Source organism: Vibrio sp. OPT46, assembly GCF_015163535.1.
Lineage (GTDB): Bacteria > Pseudomonadota > Gammaproteobacteria > Enterobacterales > Vibrionaceae > Vibrio > Vibrio alginolyticus.
In genome coordinates, this window is the sequence record NZ_JADDYG010000236.1 from 114472 (window position 1) to 125661 (window position 11190).

Below are 11190 nucleotides of genomic sequence, written 5' to 3' on the forward strand. Positions count from 1 at the left end.
CCACCACTGAAGGTTGGTCCAGGGTATTTTATGGCGTCCTTGTGGGACATGAGTAACTGCAGTTGCCCCTCCTCATTAACAGACGCTTTCACTTTATCGGTTTGCCCATTAATGTAAGTCGCGAGTTCTTCTATATCGTCGCCAGCTTTAGCTTCAATACGGATCTCCTGCTCTTCAAAATTGTTATCACGGTAGCTGATAACAATTTCATTATTTCCGTTTTGAACCGTCCAATCTGAACTGACTCTTTGATATGAGCTCATTGAAAAGCTACCTAAAGATTCCGGCTGCATGGTCCGCAGGCCAATTTGTACCGCTTCACCAGCCGTTGCTCCGATTTGAAAAGACGATGTACCGAATGTGCCATTCAGCAATTTACGTCCGCCAAAGGAGGTCGTTTCTGCAATACGACTTAACTCATCATTTAAAGCAGAAACTTCTTCTTGCAGTGCAGTGCGCTCCGCTTTGCTGTTTGAACCATTGGCTGACTGTAGCGACAAATCACGCATACGTTGCATGATATTGGTCACCTCATTCATCGCGCCTTCCGCAGTTTTCATGATGGAAATGCCGTCATTCGCGTTACGTACCGCGACATCCAAACCACGCATTTGCGATTGCAGACGGTTGGAGATTTGCAGACCCGCCGCGTCATCTTTTGCGCTGTTAATACGCTTCCCTGAAGACAAACGCTCCATGGATTGGTTCAGCATGTCAGTTGCACTGGTCAAATGACGCTGTGCGACAAGTGCTGCTACATTGGTATTAACGGTGATCGCCACGAGACACAGACTCCAAATAAATTAAGGCTTTGGATACTTATCGACCAAGTAACAGAAAAGTTTAGTGTTTTTTGAAAAGAGATTGGAATAGAAATAGAAAACAAAAGCCCTCTAATTGGAGGGCTTAAGAAATAAAGTCTGAGAACTTACTTGATGGCTAGCTCTGCGAGCATTTCTTGCGAAGGAGCGAAAAAGTACGCACCTGTTACCGCTGTTGTGAAACGAAGCATTTGGTCTGTTTTACCATCTGTTACGCCGTACATACTTTCTAGCATCACTTTAATGTTATGAAGTGTATTGCAGTAAGAGATGAACAACAGACCGTGAGCTCCGGTCACCGTCCCGTATGGTAAGCTGTGGCGAACAATCTTCAAACCTTTACCTTCTTCTTTGATATCAACCCGACCAACGTGCGACGCAGCAGGAACATCTTCTAGCTCGATAGAGTCTGGTTTGGTACGACCAATCACTTTTTCTTGCGCTTTGACATTCAATCGATTCCAAGCGGCAAGGTTATGTTCAAAGCGCTGAGCCATAACATAACTGCCTCCAGCAAATGGGCCCTCTTTTACTAGAGCCACATCAGCGCGAGCCTCCCCTTTCGGGTTTTCTGTGCCATCAATGAAGTCTGTCATATCACGAGCATCAAGGTAACGGTACCCATATGTTTCGTCCACAATGGTGACATCTTGTGCCGTCTCTTCTAGGAACTTACGCAACACGTAAAAATGCAAGTCGTGACGAGTCGAGTGACAGTGAATCAGTACATCTACGTCTGTTGCTGGAGCAACGATGTCACCTTCGCCAAGTTGAGTAAAATCAATAAGCTCTTCTGGCGCGTCTACATTAAGGTGTTCCCAAAACGATTTTGTGAATGCGATAGAAAGCGTCAGCGCTGCACCCGGCTGGGTAATGTTTAACTCTTCCACCAACTTTGGTAGTGCTTTCAGTTTTTCTAATACGTTTTCACGGTTTTGGTTCACTTTGAGTTGAGTGTACAGTGCAAATGGCCCGGCTTCTGGCACGATCGCCGTTTGAGCTTGTGACATTGAGGTTTCCTCTATTACTTTGCCCCAGAGTGGGAAGTTATTGTTTTTAATTCTTTGAATGCTGCTGTTCATCGTGCGCCAATTGTGGCACATGAAAACAGTCTTTTACCCATCTTCCATTTAGAAGATAGATCATAAACCAAGCTAATAAGGTAATGGTAAGGGCGTTTGCCCAATTAAACACTCCATGTTCTAGGTACACATGATACATGGTCTGAGCAAGTTGAATACCGCACAAGATCAAAGTGATCTCGCGACCATAGCGAGTAATTCTGTTTACCCATCCTCTGTCGGGATGACGAAGCCCCATTAACCACATAAGAAGCAAACTTGGAATGCCCATCGCCAAACCTAAATACAACGTACTTGAATCTGGGTAAACAATAGCGAGTAGCTTACTGCCACTATCACGACTTACACCAGCCATGGCAAACACCACCCATGAACGCACAAGAAACATCCATCCCACCCATAAAATGATCGGCGCCTTTAAAAATCCATGAGCGTCATATTGGTCAAACGAATAGCGCACAACATCTTCTTCTTTATGTGATAAAAACGTCACTTTAACCTATCGTTTCAGAGTTGCAAGCCAACAAAGATGAGAACTGAAGTTCATTTCAGCACCTTACACAGGTAAACTAAACAAAGATTTACAGCGACGTTGATGAGAAACATGAAAAAAAGAACTCCTGCCACCCCTGTGCCTTCTCAAGAAACACAAGCCGAAGCGATGAGAATTGCTAAATCCACGCAAAAGCCCGGCCAAACTAAAGAGCAAACCAAGCTCATCGCTCAAGGTATCGAAAAAGGCATCGCGCAATATAAGAAACAACAAAAAGAGCGCAACCGCCAAGCCGATAAAGCGAAGAAAAAACAGCAACGTGAAAAACAACGTCAGCATGAAGAGATTATCGAACAAGACAATATCACCGACGATGCGCCAAACCATTCATCAAGCAAACTGCCTTGGACACTACTTGTCCTGAGCTGGATTGACTTTGCTGCTTACATAGTATTGGGGAAATAGCTAATGAAACGCCTGTTACTTGGACTTTTTGTCGTGCTTCTAACGGGTTGCACGATGCCTTCTCACCTTACTCATGCTCAAAGTCAAGATGTTCATATTCGCATTGACGCGCAATTCGACCCTGAGCGATGCGAATACAAAGGCGAAGTCACCGGAAGTGAAGGCCATTGGTATAACTACATTTTCATGACTAATGACGCGATGATGCAAGGCGCGATGAACGATTTAAAAAACAATGCAGCGGCTATCGATGCGGACACCGTTTTTATGGTCTCCCCACAAGATTTTATCACTTCATTTAGCGTGCTGGGTTCCGCTTACCGCTGCAATGGATGAGGCCTGAATATGAAAAAAGCCAGCAATTGCTGGCTTATGCACGAAATCCAAGACTGCTAGCGATATCTCTCTCCCGCTCTAGAACCCATTGGCTATCAAAAGGCCCCCAATCTGAAAGTTGATAATAGCCGTCATTATGACGTCGGCCATCTTGAACGAATATGAGTTCAATGCCGATCCCAGGTAACGCCTTGAGTACATCTTGAATAGTACGACGAGGCCACCCCGTTTTTTCGATCAACTTTGGCACATTCGGCCTTTCTAGGTTTTCCACCAACAAGGCCAAATATAGCCGCCTTGCAAAAACAGGACTCAATTCCATTGACACCTCCTAAAATTGTGCTGATTCATTATTTCGTTTTTGCTCAGCGAGGTGTTGCGTTTGATCAATAACTCGACTTTTCCATTTAATTTAGACGAATTTTTATTCGATTTATAGCGCATTCATCGTAAATAAGTTATGTGACATTAGTTATCTCAATCTATCTGAAAATATTTTCCACCGCATTTTGTCAGTTTGATTGCTTCTTGATAGGATGCTTTAACAGCCCAAATCACTTAAGTGCGTCTTAACCGCGCCAGTGAAAAATAGAACAAAGAAAAAGGAAACACTATGTCGATTACCATGTTTGGTATTCCCAACTGCGATACGATCAAAAAAGCCAAGAAATGGTTAGAAGCCGAGGATATTGCTTACGACTTCCATGACTACCGTAAGCAAGGCATTGATGCAGAAATGGTAAGTGAATTTTGTCGCGCTTTAGGTTGGGAACAGGTGCTCAATAAACGTGGCACAACCTACCGCCAATTAGCGCAAGAGCAGAAAGACACACTTAACGAGGAAAACGCCATCGCTCTTTTGGTAGAAAACCCTGCGATGATTAAACGCCCAATTTTAAAAGTGAATGATCAACTTCATATCGGTTTTAAAGCTGATCAATACGCTAGCATTTTCAACTCTTAAATAAAGGAATACTCAAGGATGACAGACAGTCCAGTATTGGCACTTGCTAAAGATCTGATCAGTAGACAGTCCGTAACGCCGGAAGACGCAGGTTGTCAGGATTTGATGATCGAGCGCTTAAAAGCACTCGGGTTTGAAATTGAAGTGATGGTATTTGAAGACACCACGAACTTCTGGGCTCGACGTGGTTCAGAAGCGCCGCTATTTGCGTTTGCTGGCCACACCGATGTGGTACCAGCTGGCAAATTGGAACACTGGAATACACATCCGTTTGAACCGACCATTATTGATGGTTACTTGCATGGCCGCGGCGCAGCTGACATGAAAGGGTCGCTAGCTGCTATGGTCGTTGCTGTCGAACGCTTCATTGAAGAAAACCCAGACCACAAAGGCTCAATTGGCTTTTTGATTACGTCAGATGAAGAAGGACCATTTATCAATGGTACCGTTCGCGTTGTAGAAACGTTGATGGAACGTGGTGAGAACATCGATATGTGTATTGTTGGTGAACCATCCAGCACCGACGTGGTTGGCGATGTAGTGAAAAATGGACGCCGTGGATCCATCACTGGTGATTTAACGGTAAAAGGAACACAAGGTCACGTGGCCTACCCTCACCTAGCCAGCAATCCAGTGCACGAGTCTCTACTCGCGATTCATGAACTCGCGACGACAGAATGGGACAAAGGGAATGATTACTTCCCACCGACTAGTTTCCAGATCCCGAATGTATCGGCTGGCACTGGTGCGTCTAACGTTATTCCTGGCGAGTTCCATGTTCAGTTCAACCTACGTTTTAGTACTGAGCTTAACAATGACGCAATTGTTCAGCGTGTTACCGAAACATTGGACAAGCATGAGCTGGACTACGACCTAAAATGGACATTCAACGGAGACCCATTCCTGACCGATACGGGCGCACTGCTAGACGCGGTTGTAGCTGCTGTGGCCGAAGTCAATGATACGAAGCCAGCGCTACTTACAACTGGCGGTACGTCTGATGGTCGTTTTATTGCTCGAATGGGAGGTCAAGTCGTAGAGTTAGGCCCTGTTAACGCTACGATTCATAAAGTGAACGAGTGTGTGAAAGTCGACGATCTTGAAAAGTTGACGGACATGTACGAAAACACGTTGAAACACCTATTGGCGAAGTAATCAGCGAGAACACAATGACACCAGAGCAACTCACCGGAATCACTGATTCCCATCTTCAATCCACACTAGTGGGGCAAAAGGCATTTATGCTTCACCCTAAAGTAGTCAATGACTTATTGAAGATGATTAATGCCGCAACCGAAGCAGGTTTCAAAATGGAAATCGCCAGTGGTTTTCGTGACTTTAATCGCCAAAAAGCCATCTGGAACGGGAAGTTTTCTGGTGAGTTGCCAATTCTCGACATCAACTCCCGCCCTTTGAATAAAGCAGAGTTAAATGACAAAGAGAAATTGATGGCCATTTTGCGCTGGTCGGCATTGCCCGGAGGAAGTCGTCATCATTGGGGTTGTGATTTTGATGTCTATGCGCGCAATTTATTGCCTGCTGACACAAAACTCAAGTTGGAACCTTGGGAGTATCTCGAAGGCCACCAGCAGGCGTTCTACCAATGGTTAAAAGCCAACCTTGGTCGGTTCGGTTTCTTCTTTCCTTATCAGCACGATTTAGGTGGCGTTTCGATTGAGCCTTGGCACATTAGTCACCGCGCTGTCGGGCAGCAATGCCTCGAGCAGTTGACGCTTGATGTACTCAGAAGCCAGTTGATTAAACAAAATCAGACCGACAACATTGCAGGGATTGACGTCATACTGAATAATTTGGATAACGTCGTTGCCAAATTTATTCACAATATCACGCCGCCGGAGGCTCTATGATAGAAATACTAACCAATCCTTGGGTCATTATTATTGTAGTGTTGAGCGTGGTCATTGGTAATATTGCCGCACTCAAATATACCGCAAAAATGAAGTTTGGTCAGATGGATAAAAGCCGTAAGAACGATTTAGATAAGCTGAACACATTGGATAAACAGCGCTACGCTGAAGAAGATAAAAACAAAAACGAGCCTCGTTAGTTACTCACCAGCTTCATCTCGACACATTTAATCTAAACATCAAAAAAGGGACCACTAGGTCCCTTTTCTATCATTAAGTAAACACGCCGCGTTAAGCTCGCTTTGTTTACTGCTTCACTGTTGCAGCCAATACAGGCGCTAGTGATTTCAAAAACTCTTCTTCTACTGGCTTGCCAGAGGAGTCGGTGATATTGATAGACGTACGGTTGCCTAAATCACCAAGTAAGAATGTGTACTTACCAGCGGCTAACTCCACTGGTTTAACGCCGATATCATTCCAGAATTCATCATCCGGAGATGCATATTTCGCAGTGATTGTGCCCTGAGACTGGCTACGCTCTTCAATCTTAAAGCCCATCTTAGGTAGAATATTAGGCAGACGTTGCCAAAGCATGTTGTATTGCGCACGCGCGATAATCACAGGAAGTCCGCTGCGGTCTTTACCCATTGTGATTGGGATCTGTTTAACCAACTCTTGCGCTTTACGCTGTGCTTCTTCACGCACTTCTTGATCGTAGCGAGCGGTGACCAAGTTCGTCATGAACACATTGTAGCGCTCACGGTTGGTCGCCGTTACTTCTTTCACTTGATTGCCTTCACGCCAGTCAATAATGCTCACCTTAAAGCCGTGTCGACCATTTGCTTCAGCGCGTACGATTTCATATCGGCTGCCAATTTCTAGCTCTTCATCTGGCGAATCCCAAGTCACCCATCCTGTCTCGATGCGAGAGTCTGTTTGGCTTTCAACTGGAATCTCGTTGGCCGCGACCATGTTTTGCACCGTTTGCCAAACTTTATCTAGTTCATCTTTACGAAGTAGCCAAAGTGTCACTTCACCATCACTACTGCGGTCCAAACGTGCACCGGGAATAAGCTCTAGGACTTGTTGAGGTGGACGAATGTCGACATCTTTACCGACACCACCAGCGTAGTTACCCTGAGGGATCTCGTAGTTAGGGTAAAACTGAGGCTGTGCACCCTGTGGGACATTCCACTCACCCAAATTGGGGGAGTTCAAATACTCGAAGTCATCTTTTGCTTGACGACGTTGATTGGCACCACCTGAACAGGCAGTCAATACGAATACAGCTAATGAACTTAACACTAACTGGCTTGAAAGCTTCATCTATACTCCTAAAACACCGAGGGCGCTTTGGCCCCCAGTATGAACTTCAATCCTAGTAACTCAATCTTAATAGCTCAATCTTAATAAATATGGGCGTCTGTTAGCGCCTGCTCGACGATCGGCTGCGATTTTTCAGAAAGCGTAGTTAAAGGAAGACGCAAACCACCTTCTTCAATCAAACCAAGCTTTTGCGCTGCCCATTTTACTGGGATAGGGCTTGCTTCGATGAAAAGGTTTTTGTGTAGAGTCATCAAGCGTTGGTTAATCGCTTCTGCTTCTTCGTACTTACCTTCACTTGCCAAATGGAACATGTCTGCCATGTCTTTAGCTGCAATATTGTTCGTTACCGAGATAACACCATTGCCGCCAAGTTTCACAAAATCCAGCCCTGTCGCATCATCGCCACTTAGTAAGATAAAATCTTCGCCACAAAGTTCACGATGAATTGCAATTCGTTCCAAATCGCCCGTTGCATCTTTTAGAGCCACGATATTATCAAGCTTTGACAAGCGTGCCACTGTTTCTGGCTGCATATCAACAGCAGTACGGCCTGGTACGTTGTACAAAATTAGAGGCACATCACTCGCTTCGGCAATTGCCTTGTAATGTAGAAACAAACCCTCTTGAGTTGGTTTGTTGTAATACGGTGTCACACTCAGGAAGCCAGCAATACCAGAATCAGCCAGTAATTTGCTAAATGTTACTGCCTCATGGGTAGCATTTGCACCCGTGCCAGCAATCACAGGGATGCGACCGTCGGCAAACTCAACAGTTTTATTAACGACCTTTACATGCTCTTCAATGGTCAGTGTCGCTGACTCACCTGTTGTGCCTACTGCCACAATACCGTCTGTACCCGCTTCAACGTGGTACTCTACTAGCTTTTGCAGACCATCAAAGTCTACTTCGCCATCTGCTTTGAATGGCGTAATCAGCGCTACGATACTTCCTGAAAACATGTTTATCTCCCTCATTTAACTCTTTCTGCATGGTACTGTAATGCGATTGAAAAACACAAGAGCGTAAACTCGCTTACAAAGTACAAATGAATGAATAATTACCAGTTGTTAGAGGTCTAGCAACTTAATTGCTCTATTTGGTTTGATTAACGGCAATATTGATAATCGTGTTGGGCTTTCGAGTGACTTTAGAATCTATCAGTGATTTGGAAAATACTGAAGAGCACAAGCAAGGAAAATATACTCTTTGGTCTTGTTAGCCAAGTCAGATCTAAGTGAATAAAACGGCCAGACAATAGGCAAGCACATCATGCAAACGTTTTGTTTATCCTGTAGCCTGCATTTACTGTTTATTTCCCACCGCTCCCCTCAACATCCTCCTGCTTTTTATAGACTAAAAAAGAACTGGCTCGATATTTCTTCGCAATATCTGTGCTAACATCTCTCTATTGAAGAAAGGACAAGAAGCTCATTTATGAAGCAACATCTGGTACTTACAGCAGTTGGAACGGACCGTCCAGGCATTTGTAACCAAGTCGTACAGCTCGTTACTCAAGCTGGTTGTAACATAGTCGATAGCCGTATCGCTATCTTTGGCAGCGAATTTACGCTGATCATGCTCCTGACTGGGAACGCCAGCAGCGTGACTCGAGTTGAAACGCAATTGCCCCTGCTTGGCCAAGAACATGACCTTATTACGATCATGAAACGCACAGCGGCGCACGAACTGCTCGATAACAGCTACACCATGGAAGTGTTTATTGAGTCTGAAGACCGCCCTGGGTTAACTGAAAAATTTACTAAGTTCTTCGCTGATCAGCAGATTGGTTTAGACTCTCTTAGTGCGCAAACCATCAGCAAGTCGAAAATTCAACTCGATTCTGACCAGTTTCACATTGCGATTACTGCATCTGTAAGCGCGGATTTTAATTTGATGCAGTTACAAGAAGACTTCGATGAACTTTGTAAGTCGCTCAACGTACAAGGTTCTCTGAATTTCATTAAAAACACACTATAAAGTAAAGGAAATCAAAATGAATACGCTGACAGCAGGCTCGCCAGCGCCAGCCTTCTCTTTGCTCGACCAAGACGGAAATACCGTTTCTCTTGAAGACTTTAAAGGCAAGAAAGTACTTTTCTACTTTTACCCTAAGGCGATGACGCCGGGTTGTACTACACAAGCAAAAGGCCTTCGTGACATCAAAGCTGAACTCGATGCACATAACGTGGTAGTACTCGGCGTAAGCATCGACCCTGTAAAGCGCCTAGGCAAGTTCATCGAGCGCGATGATTTAAACTTCACTCTGCTTTCTGATGAAGACCATGCCGTTGCAGACCAGTTCGGCGTTTGGGGCGAAAAGAAATTCATGGGCAAAGTATACGACGGTCTTCACCGCATTAGCTTTCTGATCAATGAAGAAGGCGTGATCGAACACGTGTTTAACAAGTTCAAAACCAAAGATCACCACGAAGTCGTATTAAACTACTTAAACGAAAACGCTTAAACGCTATTGTTTTTCTACAAACAAAAAGCCCAGCAAACTGCTGGGCTTTCTTTTAACCATCGTACCTTTGGTAACAACTACTCTTGTTCGACAGGTTCGTTTTCTTCCGTGCTTGGTAATGCATGCCATACGGCTTTGACTAATGTCGCTAAAGGAATGGCGAAGAACACCCCCCAAAAACCCCACAGCCCACCAAAGACTAATACAGCCACAATGATAGCAACTGGGTGTAAGTTTACTGCCTCGGAAAACAGAACAGGAACCAACACATTACCATCCAGCGCCTGGATAATACCGTAAGCAAGCAACAACCAATAAAACGGAGGCGTTAAACCCCATTGGAACAAACCAACGATAGCAACAGGTACAGTAACAGCCGCCGCACCGATATAAGGAATCAAAACCGATAGACCAACGGCTACGGCAAGCAACGCCGAGTAACGAAGATCTAAAAGGGCAAAAGTTACGTAGCTCACACCGCCCACGATTAAAATCTCTAACACTTTACCGCGAATGTAATTTGATATCTGCTCGTTCATTTCATGCCAAACTTTATTCGCCAATTTACGGTTTTTCGGCAGAATACCGCTTGCGATTCGCAGCATTTCTTCTTTGTCTTTAAGCAAAAAGAAGATAAGGAGTGGCACTAAGATCAAATATACCGCTAGCGTTGCAATGCTAACTAATGAAGCAAGCGACCCTTTGACGACACTTTCACCCAGCCCCAGTGCTTGGTTTTTGGCGTTCGTCACCACGGTTTCTACTATTTCTAAATTGGCTAGTTCAGGATGGCGCTCTGGCAATGTGACAATAAACTTTTGTAGCCCGTTGTACATGTTCGGAATATCGTTAATTAGATTACCGACCTGAGTCCAAATCGTCGGAACCAAGCCAAACAACGCAATTAACATTAACCCGACAAAGACCAAGATCACGATAATAACCGACAAAGTGCGCGGCACGCCCATACGACACATTTTGACAACTGGCCATTCAAGTAGATAAGCCAAAACGATCGCGACAAGTAATGGCGCAATCAAGTGTCCAAAGAAGTAAATGGTGATAAAGCCAAACAGCAAGATCGCGACGAGACTTACTGCGTGAGGGTCAGAGAAACGTCGTTTATACCAACGACTAACCATTTCAAACATCTTATGCGGATTCCTTATTGAAGACAGTCAATGTGTAGTGCTCTGATATAGATTGGCAATCAACCGAGTACCCTTGGGCACTAAGATAGTTCACAATGTCTCGTTTAGAGCTGTTGTCCACCACTTGAATGACAAGTTGATGATACTGCTTTGCTTCTCCTTGAAAGACCTCAGCAGCATGACGCTTTGCAAGTAACAGTGCCATAGGACAACGTTGCTC

At 44.7% G+C, this 11190-nt stretch carries 16 protein-coding genes; 8 read left to right on the forward strand and 8 right to left on the reverse strand.

Annotated elements, in window-relative coordinates:
* The 3 genes from IQR33_RS10015 to IQR33_RS10025 all read right to left on the reverse strand — a co-directional run.
* Positions 1-782, reverse strand: a 782-nt coding sequence (locus IQR33_RS10015) for a flagellin (protein ID WP_193843678.1), incomplete at its 3' end; no start/stop codon positions are given.
* A gap of 146 nt (positions 783-928) precedes the next feature.
* Entirely contained in the window at positions 929-1831 is a 903-nt protein-coding gene (locus tag IQR33_RS10020; protein ID WP_054576281.1) for a Dyp-type peroxidase, read from the reverse strand.
* Between the two features lie 46 nt (positions 1832-1877).
* Positions 1878-2363, reverse strand: a complete 486-nt coding sequence (locus tag IQR33_RS10025) for a DUF2919 domain-containing protein (RefSeq protein WP_025768263.1) — start codon at positions 2361-2363, stop codon at positions 1878-1880.
* Between the two features lie 144 nt (positions 2364-2507).
* Here IQR33_RS10025 and IQR33_RS10030 point away from each other — a divergent pair, with 144 nt between their 5' ends.
* Both IQR33_RS10030 and IQR33_RS10035 read left to right on the forward strand, forming a co-directional pair.
* Positions 2508-2861: a DUF2956 domain-containing protein gene (locus IQR33_RS10030; protein ID WP_193837307.1), complete on the forward strand. Its 354-nt coding sequence runs from the start codon at positions 2508-2510 to the stop codon at positions 2859-2861.
* A 3-nt stretch (positions 2862-2864) separates the two neighbouring features.
* Positions 2865-3197 (forward strand): DUF4156 domain-containing protein, encoded by a 333-nt coding sequence (locus tag IQR33_RS10035; RefSeq protein ID WP_005380435.1) that lies wholly within the window; start codon positions 2865-2867, stop codon positions 3195-3197.
* Between the two features lie 34 nt (positions 3198-3231).
* Here the strand turns inward: IQR33_RS10035 and IQR33_RS10040 are convergent, their stop codons facing one another.
* Positions 3232-3519, reverse strand: a complete 288-nt coding sequence (locus tag IQR33_RS10040; protein WP_005380433.1) for a winged helix-turn-helix domain-containing protein — start codon at positions 3517-3519, stop codon at positions 3232-3234.
* Between the two features lie 291 nt (positions 3520-3810).
* On the opposite strand from IQR33_RS10040, the gene IQR33_RS10045 reads away from it, so the two are divergent.
* The 4 genes from IQR33_RS10045 to IQR33_RS10060 are packed head-to-tail and all read left to right on the forward strand — an operon-like array spanning position 3811 to position 6229.
* Positions 3811-4161 carry an ArsC family reductase gene (locus IQR33_RS10045; RefSeq protein WP_005380431.1) on the forward strand — a complete coding sequence of 117 codons (351 nt, stop codon included), beginning with the start codon at positions 3811-3813 and terminating at the stop codon, positions 4159-4161.
* An 18-nt stretch (positions 4162-4179) separates the two neighbouring features.
* Positions 4180-5316 carry a succinyl-diaminopimelate desuccinylase gene (dapE, locus tag IQR33_RS10050; RefSeq protein WP_005380429.1) on the forward strand — a complete coding sequence of 379 codons (1137 nt, stop codon included), beginning with the start codon at positions 4180-4182 and terminating at the stop codon, positions 5314-5316.
* A 14-nt stretch (positions 5317-5330) separates the two neighbouring features.
* Entirely contained in the window at positions 5331-6029 is a 699-nt protein-coding gene (locus IQR33_RS10055) for a M15 family metallopeptidase (protein WP_193837306.1), read from the forward strand.
* A complete protein-coding gene (locus tag IQR33_RS10060) occupies positions 6026-6229 on the forward strand; it encodes a DUF2897 family protein (protein WP_005380425.1) in 204 nt (67 codons plus the stop codon). Before IQR33_RS10055 ends, IQR33_RS10060 begins: the two co-directional genes overlap by 4 nt.
* A gap of 106 nt (positions 6230-6335) precedes the next feature.
* Here the strand turns inward: IQR33_RS10060 and bamC are convergent, their stop codons facing one another.
* Both bamC and dapA read right to left on the reverse strand, forming a co-directional pair.
* Entirely contained in the window at positions 6336-7355 is a 1020-nt protein-coding gene (gene bamC / locus IQR33_RS10065) for an outer membrane protein assembly factor BamC (RefSeq protein ID WP_065274753.1), read from the reverse strand.
* A gap of 80 nt (positions 7356-7435) precedes the next feature.
* The gene (gene dapA / locus IQR33_RS10070) at positions 7436-8314 is read right to left on the reverse strand and encodes a 4-hydroxy-tetrahydrodipicolinate synthase (RefSeq protein WP_005380422.1); all 879 of its coding nucleotides are present in this window, start codon (positions 8312-8314) and stop codon (positions 7436-7438) included.
* Positions 8315-8789: 475 nt separating this feature from the next.
* Here dapA and IQR33_RS10075 point away from each other — a divergent pair, with 475 nt between their 5' ends.
* Together IQR33_RS10075 and bcp are read left to right on the forward strand one after the other, a co-directional pair.
* Positions 8790-9332 (forward strand): glycine cleavage system protein R, encoded by a 543-nt coding sequence (locus tag IQR33_RS10075; protein ID WP_005380420.1) that lies wholly within the window; start codon positions 8790-8792, stop codon positions 9330-9332.
* Between the two features lie 16 nt (positions 9333-9348).
* A complete protein-coding gene (gene bcp, locus IQR33_RS10080; RefSeq protein ID WP_005380418.1) occupies positions 9349-9819 on the forward strand; it encodes a thioredoxin-dependent thiol peroxidase in 471 nt (156 codons plus the stop codon).
* Positions 9820-9896: 77 nt separating this feature from the next.
* Here bcp and IQR33_RS10085 read toward each other — a convergent pair whose 3' ends face one another.
* Together IQR33_RS10085 and IQR33_RS10090 are read right to left on the reverse strand one after the other, a co-directional pair.
* Complete coding sequence (locus IQR33_RS10085) at positions 9897-10970, reverse strand: AI-2E family transporter (RefSeq protein ID WP_005389843.1); 1074 nt, start codon at positions 10968-10970, stop codon at positions 9897-9899.
* A 1-nt stretch (position 10971) separates the two neighbouring features.
* Positions 10972-11190, reverse strand: a 219-nt coding sequence (locus IQR33_RS10090) for a sulfurtransferase TusA family protein (RefSeq protein WP_193843679.1), incomplete at its 5' end; no start/stop codon positions are given.